Genomic DNA, 21,388 nt, shown 5'->3' with positions numbered 1-21,388 from the left:
GGCTGAATGAACCGGAGATGGTTACATTGGTTGCCGATAGTCTTGTTGCTCACGGCGGTGTTATTTGGGTATAGCAGCGTGGTTGATAGTGCCTTTGAGACATGGAAGCAGCAATTTCGAGAGGTGGCAGTGTCGGAAGGCATTCACGCTGAAACCGTGGATAGAGCTTTACGTGGTTTGTTGCCTGACAGTAAGGTGCTGCGTTTAGAGGCACACCAGCCTGAATTTACCAAAACAGTATGGGAATATCTGGAAACGGCAGCGTCACCCGAACGTATTGCTACCGGACAGGCTCTGTTACACGATTATGCTCCTTTGTTACAGCGCATTCATGCCCAATACGGCGTGCAGCCTGAATATTTATTGGCAATATGGGGGCTGGAAAGCAATTTCGGTAACCATACTGGGCGTTATAGCATTGTGCGTTCCTTGGCGACGCTGGCGTATGCCGGAGCTGTCGACCGTCGTGATTTCTGGCAAAAACAACTGGTAGCCGCTTTGCGTATTTTGCAACAAGGCGATATGCCACCTGTTTCCATGCAAGGTTCTTGGGCAGGAGCTATTGGACATACCCAATTTATACCAACAACATTTGAAGCCTATGCTGTCGATTTTGATGGCGACGGGCATCGTGATTTGGTGAACAGCATCCCGGATGCACTGGCTTCTACCGCCAATTATTTGGCAAGTTCTGGCTGGGGACGTGACCAACCATGGGGTTTTGAAGTACGTTTGCCTACGAATTTCGATTGGTCAAAAGCTGACCCAGATTACTGGTTATCGATGAATACTTGGGGCATGACCGGTGGCCTGACCACAGCACAAGGGCAAGTACTGGATGGTACGGGTGAAGGTTTTGTATTACTACCTGCCGGTTATCGTGGCCCAGCGTTTTTAGCTTTGCATAATTTTCAGGCGATTCTCAAATATAACAATGCTCAAAATTATGCGTTGGCTGTGGGCTATTTAGGGGATCGCATCCAAGGCAAGTCTCCGATAATGGCAGCTTGGCCGACGGAAGATACCTCGTTGAGCCATGATCAAAAATCCGAATTACAGGCCTTGCTCACTACTGCTGGTTTTAGCACTGACGGGGTAGATGGCAAGCTGGGGCCAAATACCCGTTCGGCTTTGCGGCGCTGGCAAATCGAAGCCGGTTTCCCGGCTGACGGTTACGCCACGTTGCAACAGTTGGAAGCGTTACGCCAGCGCGTGGCTTCAGCTCCCCGCCAACCGTAACGCCAGCATGTGTTCACAAGGCCCTTGGTTCAGCTTGTTCTGGATGTAAAAGTGGCAATGGCAGCTTGCCGCCACCAGCCGCATATCCGCATCCAGAGTGATTTCAGGCTGGTAGGTTTGTGCATTATCCAGCACTTCCCCGCGTATCAATACCCGGTCATTCTGCTGCGCTTCCCGCGCCAGTACCGTCACCAAATTGGCTAGCCGGAAATTGTCTGCTTTGGCTTCGCGCTCATTGCTGAAACGCAGCTTATCCATCGGCAGCGGGTCTTTGCTGAGTTCACGGATGCGGTACACATCGCTATCCATGTCATACAACACTCGCCCGTATTGCGAATAAATCCCCAAGGCTGATTTGACGGTCAGTAGATCCAGCCCCAAGCGCAACGCCAGTGAAGTAGCACTTTCCTGCCAAGTGGTTTGCAAAGCTGCAAAGACGCGTTCCGCCGTGACGCTATCGACTTCGCCGCGTGGCGCCATCAGGTCGAAATTGCCCATGCGTGAAAAGTCATTGGCGCTCCAGCCCGACAAACCCAGCGTGAAGGTCATGTGTTCCATTTCCGCCACCCAAAAGCTCGGCAGGCCGGAACCCATCAAACTCACGCGGAAATGTTTCACGATCGGCAACAAGCGTTCCAAAATGAACAAGCGTCGCCGCCCCCAAATACGGATTTCCTGCGCGGTATTGCCGCTGTAAAGACTGCGCGGACAGGTCAGGGTTTCGCCCCACGGGTCAAACTTCACCTGAATCGGTTGGTCAGGCGTCAGGCAGAAACGCAAGGAACGCGGCCCGCTCTTTTCCTTGTGGCGCTTTAAAAACAGCAGGATATTGTACATATCCATCGGGTGCAGCGTGAATTCGGTAAACGGCAAACTCATCGCCGAGCTGACTTGCAGGAAACCGCGCACCCAACTGTCGGGCAGGTCAATCTTTTCTTCCTTGAAGTCGTCGCTCAACGCGGTCTGCACCTCAAAGCCGGACGGGTCGATCACAAACTGGGTGCGTTTGTAATCGCGGATTTTCTGGAATTCCTGATACAACTCGTGCGAATAGTCGATATTGGTCGTGCCATAAGCGTGTTCACGCACCTTATCGAACACCTCGTAACGGCAGCTTAATTTGCCGTAACTCGACTCATCCTGCGAGAAGCATTCAAAAAATAGGCTGTCGGGGTGTACCGTAATCACCGGGTCGAGTACAAACCACGCATCCCTGTCATTTTTGTACAAATACTGGAAATACTTGGAACGGGCATTGTAGAACGGTGATAACGCGGCACTTTCGGCGTGTTGCACTTCGCGCATTTGCTGGCGTAACTCATCCAGTTGCGCTTTGACCTTGCTCTGTTGCGCCATGGCTTGCGCCAGAAACACGTCTTCCTGCTCTTTGAGCCATGCCTTGTAATCGGATTTATCCTTGGGCTGGAAAGCCATATCCGACACCACGACCTGATGCAGCGCGGACATCGCCTCGCGGAACGGGATGTGTTGCCCAAGGTCAGCGGCAAAAAATGTCGGGTTGCGCAACGCATCCGGCACGAATGACATGTTGGTTTCACGGCCGTTATTGGCGACTTGCGAATGACCGTGGTATTTTCTGGAAAATTCCATCAGTAAGCCCTCACCGCTGGTGCGATTATCTGTACCGGGGTTTGCTGGATGCCGTAGCGGTTTTGCAATTCAAACAAGGTTTTGATGTAACGCGACTTGTCGGCAATCACCCGGCTCAGCGATTGGTCGCTGAACAAGGCCGCTACCATCCGCGCTACTTGCTCATCCTTGCCGGATTCGGTAAACAGGAAGGCAATCACCCGGTCTTTTACCAAACGCCCGCGATTCACCTGCGACAGCACGGTATTGAAATAGCCTTGCAGCTTGAGGATCGTGTCCGGCTTATTGGCGGCGTATGCCTGCAAAAAGTTCGACACAAACAACTGCACGTTATTGGCGGGGTGCTGGCTCAATTGCAGCAAGTAGGTTTCCCCCTCACCTTGCTGGAAGCCACGTAACACTAGTTCGCGCCCGAATTGTTGCACGTCGTGATAGACCTGATCACACACCGCCACGACCCGTTCACTCGTCCAGAAATCGTCTGCAAAGCCGCTGAAGAACTGGATGGCTTGGGCGCGGGTATCCTCCCAGCGGTTATCTAGAATCCGCACCGCTTCTGCGAACTGTGCGGCAACCCGTGCCGGATCAGCCTGTAAAGCTGTGATTGCCCACTCGCGCACTTGCAAGGTCGGGATTTTGCTCAACATCGCCAACTGCTTGACCGAAAACGCACTGGCAGGGTGTGCAGGCAAAATCAACGCCCCGGCACGTTCCGCCAACTTGCTTTTCGCGGTCAGCAAGCGCCATAACAGATTTTGGTCAATCTCGGCGTGGATCGCTGCAACCGCTTGCACCAGCGCCAGCATGTCATCGCTGTAACCATCCACAGGTTCAGCCTTGAATAGCAGCGGCAAAATGTGTGCGAAAATGTCTTTCTGGAAGGCGGCATCGTTGATGGACAGCGCCACCGTCCGCGCTCCACGGCGCAATTCAGCATTGTCAGATGTGAGTGCATTGAACAGCAGTACCCGGTATTGCTGTTTCTCGGCATCACTGAGCTTGCTGATCAGGGCGATACCCAGGGCTTGCAATTCAGGTTCTGGGCGTGCCAGTAACAGCGGCAGCAACACATGATTGCCGGGCATGGCGTACACATAATTTTTCGCGAACAGTTGCACATCAGCATGGGGCGAGAGCAACAGGTTCAGCAATAAATCAGGGCTTTCTGCGAAGTGTTCTGGCGTCAGGTTTGCCAACGCGTGATGGCGGATGCTGGCAAACTGGGCATTCAGCAGCGTGTAGACCACCTCGGTCTGCTGCAAAGCGTCACGCAAGTGTTCCAGCGCTAGCGTCGCAGTATTTTCATAGGGGCGCACCACCAGTTCCAGCCAAGTGGCTTGGGTTTGTTCCTGCAAAAACGCCGTTTGTGGCTGGAGGCGGCGGTAGGCGAAATCATTCACCATCGCTGCCTTGCAATGACGCAAGATGTAGAGCAAATCCTGCCCCGCATACGCCCACAAGGTTGGGAAAGCTTCCGGCTGGTTGGCTTCGTTCTGGCGGTTTTCCTGCAAAAACCAGGTGCCTATGTAGTTTTGTCCGTAGCGTTGGCTGTGACGGTGCAGGATGAAATTCAGCGCCACCAGTTCGGGGAAGTACAGCAGGTGCTTTTTCGGGGTATGTTGTGCCATTGGCGAGGCATCATCCGCCAGCACTAATATTTCCCGCGCTAGCCGCAGATAATCGTTGGGGGCGAATTTACCCAAGTTGCGCAAATGGCGCACGGTACGGCGACGCAAATACAGCTTGCTTTGGCGGGTGAATGCCGGGTTTTCGTCGCGCCATGCTTGCCGCCGCCCTTCATCCGGGGTGGTTTCCAGCCGATGATTCAGCACGGCAAGTGCTGCGTGGTCATCCAGAAACTCGGCCATTTTGTAAAGCTTGCGGAACGAGGCGGTAAACGATTGGTTCACCGGGGCATTCTGGATGGCGCGGAAAGCCAGCGCCCGTTTGTCCGGCTGGATGCTGGCCAGCGCGTATAAGCCCACCACATGCTGGCTGTAATGTTCCAGCAACTGCTCTTTGGGTTGCAGGGCATCTTTGCGCAAATCGGCAAAGCGATCCATGAACAAGCGGCGGACGTGGTAATTGAGTGCAGTGTCATATTTGCTGCGGATGGCATCGCTGACCTGATGCTGGTAGCCATAGAACCAGCGATTAGTGCTGATGGTCGGCACAACCCGCTTGACCACATCATCGTAAGCCTCGTGAGTGTGCAGGATGGCATAGCATTGCTGCAAACGTTCGGCGGACACGGCTGACTGACGTTTGCTTTGCTGCTCGTAGTAGTTGATGACACGCTGCCACAAGCTGCTGATATTTTTCACTTTACCCGTAGCTTTCAGGGCGTTTTGCAGGTTGCGTTTGGCCTCACCCCACAGGTATTGCACATTGCCTTCGTTGGCGCGGGCAATGTCGTAGGTATCATTTGCCAGCACGGTTTGCAGATTCATGCCTGCTAGCAGTTGCTGATACAGCTCGAAGTCGGCTTGGTATTCGCGCTGTTTCTGATCCAGCAAGGCGTTATAGTGGTAACTCAGGACATCGGTAATGGCGGGTTCGAGTTCGGGCACAGCGGCCTTGCCTGCCTGAATTTTGGTATAGCTGGTGGCATCTACGCGTAATTGTATGAAATCCTGATCTGCATCTGTCAATACGGTTTGGCTGAGTGCCTGTTGGATGGCATCGGTCAGCCCTTGCCAATGCAGTACTTGCTGGATGTATGCCCGATCTTCCTCATTCAAGCGGTCGAAAGACATGGCTGCGTAATGGTCAAATGCCTGAATGGCTTCAATCGCTTGCAGCGCATCCAGTGTTTGGTCAAATGCTGGTAGGCAGTTTTCTGGTGCTTGCCCGAGGTGCAGGCAGGCGAACTGGTACAGGTGTGCGGGCACTTTGTCCTGAAGCTGTTGCAAGATGGGCAGGGCGGCACTGTCACGGGTGCGTCCGGCTGCCCAAGCGATGGCGTAATAGCACATCGGGTCGTCTTTGGCTTTACTGGGCAAGTTATTGAGCAGCGCTTGCAGGGCAGGAATCAGTTCCGGGATGCGCAGTTCCCCAGCTTTCCACACGCTGCGGCTTAGGGCGTAGCCATCAATCAGACCGGCGCTGTCGAGGTGCTGGTCGCCTTCCGCAAATTTGTAGAGACGTTCCAGAATTTGCTGGTCGCGGCTTTGGGCTTTTTTGCCTTTGCGTGGAGCGGCTTCGGTTGGGGCGGCGGTGCTGGCGCCGATGGTTTCGCCCGTGACCGGGTTGTAGCCGATCAGCACTTCATAGCCTTTGTTCATCTTGCTGACCAGCAAGCTATCGGCGACTTTTTTGGCTTTGGCGGCATCGACGGGGGCGGCGGTTTTGCTGCCTTCGGTGAGCGGCTTGCCGGAACGTCCGTAGCGGAAATTAACCAGCAGATTGCCCTCCGATACTTCCACAATGTCCACTTCGTACACTTTGTCGGAAGCGCCATCCTGAAAGCGCAGGGTAGTACGTCGGATCAGATTCATGACTTACCTCCGATTATTTCTTGTACTTGCGGCAATACATCGCGGTGCTGGATCAGCTCATCCAGCGTTGGTGGTGGCTTGACGGGAGCAACGCGCATGGTGTCCAGCGGCAGTTTGCCTTGCGCGGCACGTTCGCGGAATTGGGTGTTGCTGAACTTCGTTGCTTGTTCGGGTTTGCCGTGCTTTTGCTGGATGGCGCTAATCTGTTCTAAAAACTGGCTACCTTTTGCTGGGTTCACCATGCGCACGTAATGGGCATAGCTTTTGATATTGGAGAGCAAGTTGTAACCGTTGCCCCAGCTTTTACCGGCGTAACCATCCTTGTCGATCTGGAACAGCAGGGCGCGGAATTGCTTGAGCTTTTTGTTATCCAGCGAGAGGTGCTGGTTGACGACAATGCCGGTGACTTCCTGTTTGCTACCCTGTTTCATGATGCGGGTTTTGTCTGGGTGCAGGTGGAAGCCTTCTGCGGTCACGGTAGCCTTGGTTGAATAGAGCAGGGCGGGGATAGCATCGGCCTGTGTGCCAGAAAAGGTCAAATCGTCGGCGTAACGGGTGTAGGCAAAGCCGTGTTTGCTCGCCAGACCTTGCAGGCGTTTGTCCAGCGTGCGGCAAATCACGTTGCTCAGGGCAGGGCTGGTGGGTGCGCCTTGCGGCAGGCGGCGGCTGGTGCTGTTCAGGTAATAGCGTTGCCCATCCATTTCCACGGTTTGGGTATCGGCTTCGGAACACAGCAGCGCCAGCAGGGAGGCGACTTCGTGGTTATAGCCGAGTTGCGCGAAAGTGCCTTTGATACGCGGGTAGGTGACGGTGGGGAAAAAGTCTTTCAGATCGAGATTGATCACGACTTTTTGCGCCAGATGCGGCTGGGCATTGCTGACAATGCTGCGGCCTTTGACGAAACCGTGCGCTTGTTCGGTGAGTTCCAGCGGTTGCAGGATATTATCCAGCACCCAGTATTGCAGGCGTTTCAAACGCGGCATGGGGGCGGAAATCAGGCGTGTACCGCCGGACTTTTTCTGCATCGCGAAATGCTGGTAGTGGCAAACCCGCGAAACTTGATTGCTGTAGGTCAGAAAGCGCAATTCGTTGAGGGTAATGCCCATGCCTTCCGCGAGTTCGGCAGCATTGGAATAGACGGGTAGGCCAAGGCTGTGCAGGCGTTCCGCGTCTGACACGTCAGCGGCGGCAGAGGGTTTGAACCCGGCAGCATCGCCAAGGTAGTGGATGTGGTTTTGCTGCTTTTCATGCCAAGCCTGTGCGCGATGGAAGCGGGTGACTTCGCGTTTGACTTTGGTATCAATGCGTTGCTGGCGGGCGGCGGCCATGCGTTCTTGGTGAATCGCTTTGAGGGCAGCTTTAGGGTCGGTAATCTGGGCAGATAAGGCGTTGATCTGGCGTTGCAAATCGCCACGGCGTTTGATCAGGGATTCGGCCAGCGTTGGCTGTGCGTCTTCCTTCCAGTAACCCAGCCGTTTCATCTCGCTGAGGATAACTTCATCCTTGGAGGTTTCTTTGATCTTGTCATAGAGTTGCTGGCGGGTGAGTTGGCTCATGCAAGTCCCTGATTATTCGTTATTGTTTTTAAAATAAATAGCCGACCCTTGAGTCGGCTATCGGTAGTAAATTACCTTCGTTCATCCAGAAGATCAGCTTGCTACACTCGATGCGGGGACGGACTACTGTGCGATATTGGTTTCCTTAGAAACGCAATGCAATTCGCACAGTAGTCCAGTCCCCGCCCTAGTAAAGAGCAAGCTGATGTCGCTTTGAAAGGCTCTATACGCGAACAGCGATCCACTGTTCAAGTTGCAAGGGTTCATTTACTGGTTAAAATTCTAACGGCTTTAGGGTTATGTACTCAACTTTTTTTGATGAACGGTATGTTTTGGATATCTTCTTTCATCAAATACAGCGTTGGCACTAAATATAAGGCGAGGAAGGTTGCGAACAGAATACCAAAGCCTAGTGTGACTGCCATGGGTATGAGGAATTGTGCCTGTGTGGTTTTGTCTAGAATCAGTGGTGTCATCCCTGCGAAGGTGGTTAGCGATGTCAGGAGGATCGGGCGAAACCGTGCTACACCTGCTTCACGCACGGCATCGATTACTGTTAGGCCTTCTTTAAGCTTGTGGTTAATACGGTCAACCATCACCAATGCATCGTTAACCGCCACGCCGAACAGTGCTAGTAAGCCGAACATGCTACTGATGCTCAAATCCATACCCATCAAGGCGTGCCCACCCAGTGCACCAATGATGGAAAAGGGGATGACACTCATCACCACTAGGGGTTGTGCATACGATTGCAGTGGAATCGCCAGTAAGACATAAATCGCCAGCAATGCAAAACCCAGCCCTATCATTAAGCTACCCATCGACTCTTTCTGCTCTTTTTGCTCACCTTCCATGTCATAGCCGACGCTCGGGTGTTGCGCTAATACTTCAGGTAACCAGGCTTTGAGGTCAGCCACCACTTTGGGGACATTGACCTTGCCTTTGTCTACATCGGCGGTAATGTCGATGACGCGTTGGCGGTCTACCCGCGAAATTTTGGGCGTACTTTGCCCAAGTGTGATGTCAGCAACTTCGCTTAAGGGGATTTCAGCACCATCAGGTGTGCGGATGAGTAAATTTTGTAAATCAGATAGCGAGTAGCGTTCTTCCTTGGGGTAACGCACCATGACTTTGACTTCGGATTGATCGCGTTGTACCCGTTGCGCTTCTGCACCAAAGACGGCATGGCGTACTTGTGTGCCTAGCGTGCCCAGTGTCAGGCCGAGTTGTTCAGCTTCGGGGCGGATGCGTAATTGTACTTCTTGTTTACCCCCCTCAAAGCTATTTTTGATGTCGAAGACACCATCGTATTCCGCCATTTTGGCTTTGATGGTATCGGCAACAGCAGCCATTTCTTCGAAATTATTGCCACGTAATTGTACGGCGAGTGGGCTACCACCTTGCCCAATTTCAGCACGGAAACTGAGTTCCTGTGCGCCGGGGATAGCGCCAATCAGTTTGCGCCATTCTTTGGTTAAGGCAGTACCGCTGATGGCTAAAGTGCGTTGTTCTGGTGCGGTGATTTCGAAGGTAACGCTGGCAAGGTGTGATTTACCGGCGCTTTCACCGCGTCTGCCTGATGAGCCTGTGGCACCAACGGTCACGAGAATATGCTCAATAATACTCTCGCCAGTAGTGGGTTCGATGTATTTTTGCTGTAATGCCTGCGCGGTTTTAGCCATTTTCTCAGCGATACGTGTCGTCACTTCAATCGGCGTACCTTCCTGCATTTGTAGTGTGCCGGTGACGTATTCGCTCTGAATACGCGGGAAAAAGGTGAATTTCATGCGCCCACTCATGGGGATGGTCAGGCTGAGAATAAACAGCAAGATGAAAATGCTGATCACCAGATAACGCCAATTCAGGGCTTTTTCCAGCGAAGGGCGGTAATAATTCAGAATAAACTGCTCCAGCCCGTGTGAAAATTTGCGCTGGAAGCGAGTGAGTCTGCCGATTTCATCGTCACTGCGTAAGTGCATGTGGCGTAAGTGTACGGGCAGAATCAGTTTGGATTCGATCAATGAAAACAGCAATACGGGGATAACAATCAACGGAATTTGCGCAAAGATCGGCCCCCGATCACCTGCCATCATCAGTAAGGGTGAAAATGCCGCTACAGTCGTCATGACACCAAAAGTGACCGGCACACTGATTTCCTGAGTGCCCTCAATCGCGGCTCGCACGGAATCATTATTGGTATGCTTAAGTTTGGCGTAGATATTTTCCCCGGTCACGATGGCATCATCCACCACAATCCCCAGCACCAGTATAAAGGCAAACATACTCACCAGATTCAAGGTGACACCCAGTTCCGGCATCAGCCACAATGCGCCGAGGAAGCTGACGGGGATACCCAGCATAATCCAGAAGGCGAGGTCGATCCGTAAAAACAGCGCCAGCACGATAAACACCAATACTGCACTTTGCATCGCGCTGGAGGTGAGAGTAGAAAGCCGTGCTTTAATGGTTTTTGAATTGTCGCGCCAATAATCCAACACGACATCGGGTGGCAGGCTACTGCGGCGTTCCACGATGTAATCTTTGATGGTATTGGCCAGCGTAATCGCATTCTGGTCGCCGACACGGTAAACGTTAATGAAGGCCGCTTTTTGCCCGTCATATTCCGAGTAAAGTTCTTCTTCGTTAAAGCCATCATTGATGGTGGCAATGTCTCCAAGGCGAATGCGTGAACCGTTGGCATTGCTGAGGATAGTAATATTGGCGAAATCATCGCGCTTGTAGGCTTGCCCCAAACTGCGCACCAGAATGTCACCGCCGGTGGTTTTGACCGTGCCGCCGGGAATGTCGCGGGAAGCGTTGCGAATGGCTTGGGCAATCGTATCCAGCGTTAGCCCGTATTGGCGCAAGGTGGTTTTTGAGACGCTGATGCTGATTTCAAATGGGCGTACTCCGCCAAGGTCTGCTTGGGTGATACCGGGCAGGCGCAACATTTCATCGCGAATGGTTTCCGCTTGCTGGCGCAATTCGGTTTCGGAGAGCATATTGCTGCCGATAGCAACACTGATGACTTCGCGGCGGCGGGTAAGTTGTTCGACTACTGGGCGTTCAGCATCGGCGGGCAGGCGATTGGTGACACCATCCACGCGGGTTTTGATCTGGTTGACCAGCTCGGTTACGTCGTATTGTGGGTCGATTTCAACCCGCATTTGCGCAGAACCTTCCGAACCATCGCTGAGGATTTGTTTGATACCTTGCAGGTCAGCAATAGCATCTTCTACCCGCATAATAATGCCTTGTTCGACCTCATAAGGGGTTGCACCTGGGTAAGCTACGGTGATGTTGACAATATCCAGCTCAAACTCAGGGAAGACTTCGAGCGGAATGCGTTTGAAGGTGGAATAGACGCCCATCACGATGATGATGATCATCAGGATATTGGCAGCAACTGGATTACGGACAAACCAAGCAATCATGGTTTAGCCTCGGCTTTGGATTTTTCTCCAGCGACTTGTACGACTTGCCCGGTGGTGGCCTGTGGTAGTGGCGTTGTGATGATACGTTTGCCATTTAGGTCAACGGTGCTGCGTATCACGATGTCCGTTTCCGTGCCCCAAACGCGCTCAATCGGCTGTACCAATACTTTACCGTCTTGTAGCAATAGAATTTCTTTGCCTTGCCGCACGGCTGACGGCGGTACAACATAGACATTATTGAACAATTTACCCTGAATGGCAGCACTGACATATTGCCCAATACGCAAGGGGGTGCTGACATCGTCACGGGCTTCGTAAGGATTATCGATGCGAGCAATGACGGTAATCTGGCGGCTTTTTTCATCGAGAGCCGCACTGCTGCGCACGACTTGGCCTTGCCATTCATCTTGTGCGTTGCCTGTGGTCGGGCGGAAGCTGACGCTGGGCATACGTGTATTATCCACGGCTTTGTTGCGGAAGGCTTCAGGCATGTTAAGTAAGGCATGTTGCGCTAGCGATAGTGGCAAATGCACTTCCAAAGCATCGGTGGCGTAAATGACGCCGAGCACTGTGCCGGGGCTGACGTATTGACCTACATCCACGCGCTTTTCCTGTACCCGCCCACTATAGGGGGCTGTGATGCGAGTACGGGTAAGGTTAAGCTTTTCCTGTTGGAGCTTGGCTTCGGCAGCATTGATAGCTGCTTGTGCGGCTGCGATGTGTGGGCGGCGGGCGGCAAGATCGCTTTGGGTGCGGTTACGGCTGCTATCCAGCAAATTCCAGTCTTGTTGGGCGAGTTTGGCTTGTGCTTGTTGCTCTTGCAGGGTTAATTGCTTTTGTGCAAGGTCACCCTCGGCAATGGTGATGGCATTGGTATAGTTGGCGGCATCGAGCTTTAGCAGTGCTTCGCTTTTGTTGAAGTAGCCACCTTCCTGAAAGTTGGGGGAAATCTCCAGCACTTTGCCGGAAACTTCCGCGACCAGATTGGTTTGGGTATGCGCCCGCACAATGCCAGATGCTTTGAGGACGACTTGGTAATCCTGTAACTTCAAGGTTTGTGCATCGACGACTGTAGCCGGTATTTCCTGCGGCTGTTTATCCGCCTCCGGCCCTGTGGCGATAATGAATTTGCCTAAGCCAATAGCAATGGCAATGACCAGCAGGGGGAGGATGATTTTTTTCATATTTAGCCGTAACGTCCATCTATACGTGGTTTAATCAACATAGGCGCATAGTGCCACAAAAACAGTACAAACGCGGCAATCCACAGAAATTGTGCGCTTAGAATCCACATCGCGTAGAACTCTGGTACAAGCCAAATATTCAATACGCGGATGAACGCCCCTGCAAACAGCAGCAAGAATATGACCGCTAGAATCGCTGGGGGTTCAGCTACATTACGCCCGGTATGCCCCAAGGCAACCCGCGACATCATCCCCACGGTCATCATTGCAATGCCGCCATAGGCAAAGGCATGAATCCACACCGGCACACCGCCGCTTGTCAAATAGACGAACTTCAGTAAAAAGCCTGCAATCAGCCAGCCATAGGCCAGATACAGTGACCACAACAGCGGCTTTTCCCAGATATTGGGGTGATACCAACCCAGCAGCCGGAAGCTGTGCAGCACGACCTGTACCAGCGCCAGCACGCCACTGAGTAATCCCGCCAGTGCATTACCCGTTGCCAAGGCTATTACATCGGCAATCGCAAACACCAGAAACAGTACCAGACTGAGGCGGTCTACCCATACATCGTTGCGTGCTGTGAAGGGGCAACCGACGCCGCGTTCAATGAAAAACGGGATAACGCGCCGCCCCATCGTGAAAATCAGCCCCAGAATGATGTAAAAACCTGAGTACAGGCCGACGCTTACGCCTTCCGGCCAATAGCCTAATAAACCCAGATAGAAAGCGATATTGGCGGGAACCAGCAGAGCAATTTTGCCCACCAGCGCCAGTTGTTTCCACTGTTTGCTGCGAATAATCGGGCGTGCCATCGCGATAGTCAGCCATAACAAAAACAGCGTGTCGACTACGGCGATGACGATTAACGGTACGCCCAGAAACGGCAGCAATCGCGCCGTTGCCCAGACACCCGCCAACACCAGCAGCGGCGTTTCGTGCAGGGTTTGCTGATTCGTCCAGTTTTTCACGGCGGTCAGCAGGAAACCGGCAGCCACGGCGACGGCATAGCCGAACACCATTTCATGCGCGTGCCATGTGATGGCGGGGTAAGCAGCGGGCAAGGCTGACCAGCCAAAGCCGTAAATGCCCGCCCACAGGATCATGCCAAGCACGGCAAATAGCCCCGCGCCGAGGAAGAAGGGGCGGAATCCGAGGTGATGGAGGGCGTATTTGCCGGTGTAGGGCTTTTCAAGATTCAGCAGCATGGGTGACATCCGTGTTGATTAAGCGGGCTTGGGGATTTGGGGGAGATTTTACGCTGCATTGTGAGAAAAGGGATACACTTGCGTTCTCCTTAAGCAAAAAACTACTGTATTTTATGGAATTATTGTTAGCCCTGTTCGTCATTGCCATAATTGCTGGTTGGGTAGATTCTATCGGTGGCGGCGGTGGTCTGATCTGCATTCCCGCCTTGCTGTGGGCGGGCTTTAGCCCGTTGGAAACGCTGGCGACCAACAAATTGCAAGCCAGCTTTGGCTCGTCGACCGCCGCGCTGAATTACACCCGCCACGGCCTGGTGGATGTGAAAGGCCAGAAACTAGCGATTGCGCTGACGTTCTTCGGTTCGGTGTGCGGCACCTTATTGGTGCAGCAAATCGACTCCAGCCTGTTGGCGAAAGCGATTCCGACGCTGTTGATTGTGTTTGCGTTGTATTTCCTGTTTTCACCGAAAATCAGTGACATGGATAAGCATCAAGTGACCACGCCCACGATTTTCGCGATGACGGTTGGGTTTGGGGCAGGGTTTTACGACGGCTTTTTTGGCCCCGGTGCGGGCATGTTTTTTACCATGGGTTATGTGACGCTGCTGGGCTTTGGTTTGCCTAAAGCGACCGGGAATACCAAGCTGCTGAATTTCACCAGCAATATTGCATCACTGCTGTTTTTCGCACTGTCCGGGCATATCCTCTGGCAGGTAGGCTTGGTGATGGGCGTGGGGCAAATCATCGGCAGTTACATCGGTTCACACATGGCGGTCAAGCACGGTACACGCTTGATCCGCCCGGTGTTGGTCACCGTTTCGCTGTTGGTATCGCTGAAACTATTGTTTTATTAATTATTTATCGTTACCAGCATCCGCTGGCACCACTGGTGCCGCTAGCGGTGCGTGTGTCGGTTTGGTCAATGCTTAACGTTCCACATTGAGTATCTTGGGTCAATTGGGTATTCAGCGGGGTGGCCACTACTCGGTAGGTCTTGGCGGCCAGCGTATCGACACTGAACGTATACCGTTGATTCATATTGCTTTGGGTGGCGCATGGTAGTGTGGGAGTGCTCATGGCTGTGCCTGAACTGTCTTTATTGTAGGCAAAGTTACTGGCGTAAAAGCGTTCCATGAATTGGGAATATTCCAGCAAACAGGCCTTGGCGGTGCTGCGATAGCTTTTGGTGACAGAAGTGGTATAAGACGGGAATGCGATAGCGCCGAGAATTGCGATAATTGCCACGGTGATCATGAGTTCGACCAGCGTGAAGCCCCGTGTTTTAGTCTGTGTAGAAAATTGCATGGCTTGCCTTTTAATTATTAAGAATTTCGCGCCAAGATGTTCGGGTAGGGATACCTGAAAAACCTTGGGTAAGAATGCCGACAATGCTTCCATTGTCACTGACGACTTGCATCAAGTTATCAATAAAAACGGGACTGTGTGGGCTGCTGCCGAAACCGACGCCAGAGACGATAGTGGGAATCTTATCAATAGTCAGTTTATCATCATCATTAAACAGGGCATCGTCATTAAGATCAAAAAACACCCGATCTAAACGAGCGCCCGGGAAGGGGTTGATGGCCATAATGAAGCCCTTTCCTGTTGGCGTGCAGATATCCGTGCCATTCGGGATGCGGGACGTGCCAATTAAGGCATCAGCCTGAAAGAAGTTGGGAACAACTATGCGTTCTCCTTCGGTTGGTAAATCAATATACCAACCCTTCCATGTATCCACGTCAGAGGCTAAACCCGTTTCAATGACGCGTACTTCGTAACCTTCCAATTCACCCTCGACCCCTGATTTTCGTTCCAACAATTCGTCGCGAGTAATAAGATTTCCTTCGTCCTTGAGGCCATACCACGTTTGGGAATCAGTGGTGGTAATATCCGATTCGGATAGGTATTTCCCTGTACCAAAGAACACCCATACCTTGCCGGTTAAAGGATCTTTACCCGTTAAGGGGGCAGCGGTGATGGGCTGTGGATTATTGTCTTTATCCTTTGCGGTAAAGAGCTTCACTGGACTAGTGTTATTGTTGCCATTAGCAGGGAAGCGCCATAAGTTACCGTTTATATCCCCCGCATAAAATTCGGTCGCGATGCTATCGCCATAGGCGCTCCAGCCTGCAACAGCGGTTAAGCCATTATTGCTACCGACGCCAGTATCCATGACAGTGACGTCTTCAGTATCAATATTGATCATGATCAGTTGTGCTTTATCGCCAGTACTGTTCATGCCATTACCTAAGACAGCTTGCCAAGTGCCGTCAGCTGTTTGTGCAATCAGGGGCTTGCCCAGATTGTTGCCTAAAGCGGGTATGTCGGTGGCATTTTTTTCCCAGAGGAATTCCACCTTTTCAGGGTCGGTCACATCCAGCGCAAAGATCGCTTTTCCTCCGCGCCCGAGGGTTGCCAATAAAATGGTTTTCCATTTGCCTTGCGTATAAATATCAGCAGCTGTCACTTCTCCATCCACAAAGTACCGGTGCTCATAGGCTTTGCTGGCCAGCTCACGCATCGCGGGGAGCGTGGTTGAGGGAATAAAAGCGTAAGTCTCAGCACCTGTTTGGGCGTTAAAGCCGTGCAACATGCCGTCGTTGCCGCCGACGTAAAGGGTTCCTGTGCGGCCTGAGTTTGCGGCAGCAAAGTCTTTGTGATCCGCTGCTCCGCTGAAACTTTTGCCAAGATACAAACTATCATCCGGCTTGCTGATGATGACTGCTTGAGACTGAATCATGTCGCCTAGGGGGGTGACACGGTTGCGTAATGTTCCGCTGTTTTTCTGTTCATGAGAGGCATCACCCCGTAAATAATCCACAATGTCAGATGAGCCTAGCGCCGTTTTTTCGGTGTCGCTTAAATTATTCCAACGAAAGGGCTTGTCGTTACGCATGAAGATATTGCGTGAACTCCATACAGGTAATTGCTCCGATGCTTTCCAGGTGGCGGTGCTGGCAAATTTTCCGGTAGTCGGGTTGATGTCAAACGCATGTATGTCGCCATTCCATGAACGGCTGAAATACACGGTCTGGTAGATGCGGCTGCCCGTGGTCAGTTTGGAGGAGACGGATGCCAGTGATGCACCCGCGCCCAAAATGTCATTAACGATACGGTCAAAGGCTTCTTTAAGGTTTTCCACCATTTCGGAGGCTTGTCCGGCAATGAAGAAGTTATCCGGGCGTTTGAAATCGGTAGATGGTTGAGTCAGTATTTGCCCGTTAGTCCACCACCAAGTGTCAGGCAATGCCCCACTCCAAGTATCCGGGTTGAAACTGACCCCATCTGGGACATTAAAACCGCCGTATTTGGCTGCGAGTGCGTATTGGTTGACATTCATGCTTCCCAACACCTGATTTTCCATCACATCCACCCAGTAAGTGGCGGCGGACTGTGTACCCGGCATGTTAGTTTCTGGGCGCAAGTCTTTTGTGTTGGCATACCAAGCCATACCCGCCATGTAGGCCGAGTTGTTCCTGCCTGAAAAGCTGTTGGTGCTGCCGATATTGCCCAGCCCTTCCATTTGCCCGACTTTGTTGGTTAAGGCCACCACGTTGATATTATCAGCAGCCACTTCCGTAGGCATGGTGGGTTCATCTGTTCGGTAGCTGGTATTTCCCGGTAAGTTTTTGTCCCTGTGTGTATTAATATCGCCGATTCCTAACAACGCGGTGCTTTGGCAGGAGGCTTGATAGGGATCTCCCCAGTTGGTAATCACTGGAAAGCCATCGGCATAATTATATTTAGCCGTGGAGCTAGCAGAGCTACTGATGGTTGAGTATGCAGCAACATTATCGAGATTACGGATATAGCGTAGACCTGCGTAATACATCTCACCAACTGGGTCGTAGCTTTTATGGTTTTGGCTGGTCATTTGCCCGAATTTATTGAGGTAGTTGATAGCGCCACTGTCTTTAATCGTGTTGATGCCGAGTTTGGTATTGGTGTCGGCGGCATCTTGTGAATCGGGGTTTTGGATTAAAATACCTGTTGCGGCATCCCATTCTTTATTCGGATTGTCTTCTTCTACTTCGCTATTTAGATTTGCTAGCTTCGGTCCGATGGATTTTTGCTTGGTACGTAGGGCAGCTCCATCCCTAGACGTCACGCTGTCATTCAAATACCCAAAAATACTGTAGCGTAAGCGGCTGGCATATTCCTGCATCAAACCTTCCGGTTTGTAGTTGTCACCGTAAGCCTCGCAGTTGGTTTCCAGCATTCCCGGCACACACACCTTCACGCGGATACTGACTTCATACACGGTGCTCGCGTCTGTGCCTGTAGTGCGTGTGTGCGTATCGGGGTCATACGCGGTGACGCTGCTGGCTGAGGTTGCATTCGTGTTATTCAGACTGAAACGCATTTTATTGCCTAAGCCCTGAATTCTCATCTGTATGTAATCCACCTCAGTGACCGTCTGCTTCTTCTTACTGCTGACTACATAACTGTCGAATGGGGTCGTTTTCTTAACCAAGGTATTGTCGTTACCAGAGACTGGCAATCGACGGTCAGGAAAAATGCTGCTACCGCCTTGACTATCGTGCCGTGCTTTTTCCAGCCATGTTTCAGTGGTGGTATCTTTGACGCGATACCCACCCGTCATGCTGGAGCGGAACGGGTCGATAGTTTGGGTCGCCGCCCAGTTAAGGAAGTTGCCACTCCAATATTGCTCTTTCGTTGAGCAGGTATGGTTGGTGGCTAGCTCAGAAGGGTAAAAATACCGATCACTTTCGGTGTTGGCATAATGATAGGAATAACATTTTTCAGCATCGAAATAGCCAACGTATGCGGTGGTCTGGTTGTAGTCCCCTAGATTGGCAACACTGTTAATGGTTGGCCACTCAACTGAAGGTAACAACACGAGGTTATCTGCTACACCACCAGAAACAACCAGCGGTGCTTGTGAAATATCGACACCGGCAAAAGAGGGTGAAGACAAACCGAAGGTGATGCTGAGCAGTGCTAGCCACTGGAGTAGGTATCGCTGAAGGCTTGTTATGCTATGTCTCATGGCTAAATATTCCGCTTTATGGTCGTTTGTAAGACCACGATAGCCCGTCCATCACCAATGCCAGGATTACTGCTGCGGACTGTTATTCGGTAGAATTGCTCAGTGGGTACGCCATTGTTAACTCCGTATTGGGTATTGTTGAGGTTATTATTCTGGCCAATGCTGCTGCTACTCACACCACTTCCCAATAACTGAATGTGGTATTGCGGTATACCCGCTGCTGTCGTGATATTGGTGCGGAAATCCTCGGGAACGTTTGACCAACCTGCATCATCATTCAAAAACGTATTGCTCGGAACGGGGGGGCAGGTGATGTTCGAACCGAGGCTACAATTGATGGTGGATAAGGTCGTCGCGGTGGACTCAAGAATGACTTCGACAGAACGCAGGGCAGATTCAGCCGCCTGAAAAGCCAATGCTCGGTCGTTCAGATTGGTGGACATGCTTTGCTGAAGTTTCACGCCTTGAATGCTCGCCAAACTCATCACGGTTACCATTAAGAGAAATACCAGTGAAAGTAGCAGGGTAGCGCCTTGTTGTTGATGCAGTGTTTTCATTACAGGTGATTCCTCAAGGCAACAATATTGGTAATCGTGCGTTGTAAGCGTCCATCTCCGCTTGAGTCTGTGGAAAGACGTGTATCAGCGGTGATGAAGGTAATGGTTAGCTTGAGGGCATCTACGGTGTCCCAATCGGTGATAGCAGAGGCATCACTCCACGTGTCCACATCGGATACATGGTATTCAATGCGTAGATTGTTCAGGCCGGAGACGATTTCTTCGTAAAGGGTATTGCCCTTGTCTATTCTTGCACGATAAAGGGAGCGCCCGCCCTCTTGGGTACGTCCATTATTTCCAAGATACCAAACGCTGGAATACAGACGCCCGATATAGGCATTGGGGGGGTAGGTATAGGGGTTGCCCTGTGTGGTGGCGCAATTGGTGGGGAAGCCTAGCCCTTTGGAGCAGTTGCCGGGTGAGTTTGAATCATTATTGTGCATAATCCATGTTTTACCACCGATCACTAGCAGGTTACTTACCTGAAACAGGGAGGTTTGCTGTATGTCACAGACCAGCAAAATATCGTCTTTGACGACATTAGTTGCTGTGGAATCAATCACCATAGTGGTAGTGGCAGACTTGTGTTCTTCCAGTGGATATTCTGTGCCTACCATGCTTTGTAATAAAATAGCGCTGCTACCAGCAACCCGTTGCCCAACTTCATTGCCTGTTGTGACCCCCGGTATGGTAGTTTCCAGCGGATCAAATCCTTGAAAGCCATTCCAATTTAATAAAGGTCGGTTAGTACGGTCGTTCAGAACATTGGCGATGCGTCCCCCATTGCCACAGGGGTCTGCTCCTGCTTGTCGTAAATCCCGAGATAGCATTTCAAAGGTCATACGAGCGCTTTCTTGTAGCTGCGCAAGTCCAGCATTACTGCGATAAACCTGACGGGTGGCGGAAAAGATACTGATGATTCCCCCCATTAAGATGACGCCCAATAGCATGGAAATCATTAATTCAACTAGGTTAAAGCCACGTTGTTTCATAAATGAATATCAACATGAATGTTTTGGACGCTTTTCCCTGCGGTGGCGCGGCCATCATCCCATTGAACAACAATATTACATTTCTCTCCATTGCACGCGACAGAACCCGTCGCCGTTTCACCCAGTAACGCACGTAAGCTAGTACGCCATTCTATGAGGGATGTTTGGGCAAACAAATTTTTCTGCTGATGTTCGCTGGAATTCTGTGGCTCAGATATGATCGCTGTTGTCGGCTCCTCATCAATAGCCAGATTAAAGTCACCCTCAATAGCAGCAGTACGTGCAATCAGCATCGCCTCAGTAATACTGTAGCTTTGCATGACGGCTATGCTGTGTTCTAGCGCACTGTTATTGTTTTTGAGCGCTTGTGTCTGCATCGAAACAATGCCTAATAATCCGACGGATAATATGACGATGGTCACTAAGATTTCGATTAGTCCCACGCCCTGTTGGAAATGATATTGTGGCCTAGTCATGCGGTGCAGTTGCCGGTTGTTTTTGTGATGCTGCTACGGCTACCAGCACCGAACGTTAAACAACGCGATTCACCACTAGGATCAGCCGTAACCTGAATAGCAAAACGTTTGCCATTAATCAGGTCTCCATTGCTACGAGCTAAGCCATCTGCGCCAAAGGTAATCATATCATTCGTTATATTCAGTGTTTGAGTTAGCCCTTTGTTGTCTGGCAACATGCCGCGCCGTAACACATCCCCCTTGTCGCTTAGTATCAGCCAGTGTTTCCAGTCACTGGATGAGAGAGCGCAGGTATTCGTTATTTCAGAGTTAGCTCTACACAATCTGATTGACGCATTGCGAGTAATGCTGGTGGATCGTGAAAAATTGACCATCATGAGCATTTCATTGGCCTGTGTGGTCAATGCATAGCTGCGATAAATCTGTGTGAGTGAAGGGATGGCTGCTGTGATGAGAATGCTAGCAATGCTTAGGGTGATCAGTAACTCTAGCAGTGTAAGCCCCGCTTGTTCATGGCTTTTATAAGCAAAGCCAAATCTAGTTTGGGCGTAGTGCATATAGGATCTCTATCATTTTTATGATTCGTTATTTTTTATAATAACATATTTTTATTAATTGGAAAAATG

The 21,388-nt window shown here is 51.4% G+C and carries 14 protein-coding genes; 2 read left to right on the top strand and 12 right to left on the bottom strand.

The features are described from left to right. The first annotated feature begins 6 nt into the window (after window positions 1-6). Window positions 7-1,239 carry a lytic murein transglycosylase gene (locus Q394_RS0101055; protein WP_028487647.1) on the top strand — a complete coding sequence of 411 codons (1,233 nt, stop codon included), beginning with the start codon at window positions 7-9 and terminating at the stop codon, window positions 1,237-1,239. Here Q394_RS0101055 and Q394_RS0101050 read toward each other — a convergent pair. The 6 genes from Q394_RS0101050 to Q394_RS0101025 form a co-directional block, all read right to left on the bottom strand. Continuing rightward, the gene (locus tag Q394_RS0101050) at window positions 1,219-2,850 is read right to left on the bottom strand and encodes a hypothetical protein (protein WP_028487646.1); all 1,632 of its coding nucleotides are present in this window, start codon (window positions 2,848-2,850) and stop codon (window positions 1,219-1,221) included. The two genes, Q394_RS0101055 and Q394_RS0101050, sit on opposite strands and share 21 nt — an antisense overlap. Beyond that, entirely contained in the window at window positions 2,850-6,347 is a 3,498-nt protein-coding gene (locus tag Q394_RS0101045) for a hypothetical protein (RefSeq protein WP_028487645.1), read from the bottom strand. The genes Q394_RS0101050 and Q394_RS0101045 overlap by 1 nt, the downstream gene beginning before the upstream one ends. After that, window positions 6,344-7,903 carry a reverse transcriptase family protein gene (locus Q394_RS18615; RefSeq protein ID WP_051542573.1) on the bottom strand — a complete coding sequence of 520 codons (1,560 nt, stop codon included), beginning with the start codon at window positions 7,901-7,903 and terminating at the stop codon, window positions 6,344-6,346. Before Q394_RS18615 ends, Q394_RS0101045 begins: the two co-directional genes overlap by 4 nt. Before the next feature lie 305 nt (window positions 7,904-8,208). After that, window positions 8,209-11,337: an efflux RND transporter permease subunit gene (locus Q394_RS0101035; RefSeq protein ID WP_028487644.1), complete on the bottom strand. Its 3,129-nt coding sequence runs from the start codon at window positions 11,335-11,337 to the stop codon at window positions 8,209-8,211. Next, complete coding sequence (locus Q394_RS0101030; protein ID WP_028487643.1) at window positions 11,334-12,521, bottom strand: efflux RND transporter periplasmic adaptor subunit; 1,188 nt, start codon at window positions 12,519-12,521, stop codon at window positions 11,334-11,336. The genes Q394_RS0101035 and Q394_RS0101030 overlap by 4 nt, the downstream gene beginning before the upstream one ends. A 2-nt stretch (window positions 12,522-12,523) precedes the next feature. After that, complete coding sequence (locus tag Q394_RS0101025; protein ID WP_028487642.1) at window positions 12,524-13,729, bottom strand: NnrS family protein; 1,206 nt, start codon at window positions 13,727-13,729, stop codon at window positions 12,524-12,526. Between the two features lie 113 nt (window positions 13,730-13,842). Here Q394_RS0101025 and Q394_RS0101020 point away from each other — a divergent pair, with 113 nt between their 5' ends. Next, window positions 13,843-14,580 carry a TSUP family transporter gene (locus tag Q394_RS0101020; protein ID WP_028487641.1) on the top strand — a complete coding sequence of 246 codons (738 nt, stop codon included), beginning with the start codon at window positions 13,843-13,845 and terminating at the stop codon, window positions 14,578-14,580. Window positions 14,581-14,590: 10 nt separating this feature from the next. On the opposite strand, the gene Q394_RS0101015 is transcribed toward Q394_RS0101020, so the two are convergent. The 6 genes from Q394_RS0101015 to Q394_RS0100990 are packed head-to-tail and all read right to left on the bottom strand — an operon-like array spanning window position 14,591 to window position 21,319. Next, window positions 14,591-15,031, bottom strand: coding sequence for a type IV pilin protein (locus Q394_RS0101015; protein ID WP_028487640.1), 441 nt, complete (start codon window positions 15,029-15,031; stop codon window positions 14,591-14,593). Between the two features lie 10 nt (window positions 15,032-15,041). Beyond that, window positions 15,042-18,737: a pilus assembly protein gene (locus Q394_RS0101010; RefSeq protein WP_028487639.1), complete on the bottom strand. Its 3,696-nt coding sequence runs from the start codon at window positions 18,735-18,737 to the stop codon at window positions 15,042-15,044. Window positions 18,738-18,739: 2 nt separating this feature from the next. After that, window positions 18,740-19,294, bottom strand: coding sequence for a pilus assembly PilX family protein (locus Q394_RS0101005; protein WP_028487638.1), 555 nt, complete (start codon window positions 19,292-19,294; stop codon window positions 18,740-18,742). Continuing rightward, window positions 19,294-20,286, bottom strand: coding sequence for a prepilin-type N-terminal cleavage/methylation domain-containing protein (locus tag Q394_RS18610; protein WP_051542570.1), 993 nt, complete (start codon window positions 20,284-20,286; stop codon window positions 19,294-19,296). The genes Q394_RS0101005 and Q394_RS18610 overlap by 1 nt, the downstream gene beginning before the upstream one ends. Next, window positions 20,283-20,762, bottom strand: coding sequence for a type IV pilus modification protein PilV (pilV, locus tag Q394_RS0100995; protein WP_028487637.1), 480 nt, complete (start codon window positions 20,760-20,762; stop codon window positions 20,283-20,285). The genes Q394_RS18610 and pilV overlap by 4 nt, the downstream gene beginning before the upstream one ends. Then, window positions 20,759-21,319, bottom strand: coding sequence for a GspH/FimT family pseudopilin (locus tag Q394_RS0100990; RefSeq protein WP_028487636.1), 561 nt, complete (start codon window positions 21,317-21,319; stop codon window positions 20,759-20,761). The genes pilV and Q394_RS0100990 overlap by 4 nt, the downstream gene beginning before the upstream one ends. Window positions 21,320-21,388 lie beyond the last annotated feature (69 nt).

The sequence above is a fragment of the Thiothrix lacustris DSM 21227 genome, from assembly GCF_000621325.1.
In the GTDB taxonomy this organism is placed as follows: domain Bacteria; phylum Pseudomonadota; class Gammaproteobacteria; order Thiotrichales; family Thiotrichaceae; genus Thiothrix; species Thiothrix lacustris.
Note: the sequence above shows the minus strand (reverse complement) of the source record. Positions and strands in the feature narration are given on the sequence as shown.

What these genes read in the sequence shown, in the direction of transcription:
- Q394_RS0101055 (WP_028487647.1), top strand. Translation starts at nt 7, where the DNA reads ATGAACCGGAGATGGTTACATTGGTTGCCGATAGTCTTGTTGCTCACG.
- Q394_RS0101050 (WP_028487646.1), bottom strand. Translation starts at nt 2,850, where the DNA reads ATGGAATTTTCCAGAAAATACCACGGTCATTCGCAAGTCGCCAATAAC.
- Q394_RS0101045 (WP_028487645.1), bottom strand. Translation starts at nt 6,347, where the DNA reads ATGAATCTGATCCGACGTACTACCCTGCGCTTTCAGGATGGCGCTTCC.
- Q394_RS18615 (WP_051542573.1), bottom strand. Translation starts at nt 7,903, where the DNA reads ATGAGCCAACTCACCCGCCAGCAACTCTATGACAAGATCAAAGAAACC.
- Q394_RS0101035 (WP_028487644.1), bottom strand. Translation starts at nt 11,337, where the DNA reads ATGATTGCTTGGTTTGTCCGTAATCCAGTTGCTGCCAATATCCTGATG.
- Q394_RS0101030 (WP_028487643.1), bottom strand. Translation starts at nt 12,521, where the DNA reads ATGAAAAAAATCATCCTCCCCCTGCTGGTCATTGCCATTGCTATTGGC.
- Q394_RS0101025 (WP_028487642.1), bottom strand. Translation starts at nt 13,729, where the DNA reads ATGCTGCTGAATCTTGAAAAGCCCTACACCGGCAAATACGCCCTCCAT.
- Q394_RS0101020 (WP_028487641.1), top strand. Translation starts at nt 13,843, where the DNA reads ATGGAATTATTGTTAGCCCTGTTCGTCATTGCCATAATTGCTGGTTGG.
- Q394_RS0101015 (WP_028487640.1), bottom strand. Translation starts at nt 15,031, where the DNA reads ATGCAATTTTCTACACAGACTAAAACACGGGGCTTCACGCTGGTCGAA.
- Q394_RS0101010 (WP_028487639.1), bottom strand. Translation starts at nt 18,737, where the DNA reads ATGAGACATAGCATAACAAGCCTTCAGCGATACCTACTCCAGTGGCTA.
- Q394_RS0101005 (WP_028487638.1), bottom strand. Translation starts at nt 19,294, where the DNA reads ATGAAAACACTGCATCAACAACAAGGCGCTACCCTGCTACTTTCACTG.
- Q394_RS18610 (WP_051542570.1), bottom strand. Translation starts at nt 20,286, where the DNA reads ATGAAACAACGTGGCTTTAACCTAGTTGAATTAATGATTTCCATGCTA.
- pilV (WP_028487637.1), bottom strand. Translation starts at nt 20,762, where the DNA reads ATGACTAGGCCACAATATCATTTCCAACAGGGCGTGGGACTAATCGAA.
- Q394_RS0100990 (WP_028487636.1), bottom strand. Translation starts at nt 21,319, where the DNA reads ATGCACTACGCCCAAACTAGATTTGGCTTTGCTTATAAAAGCCATGAA.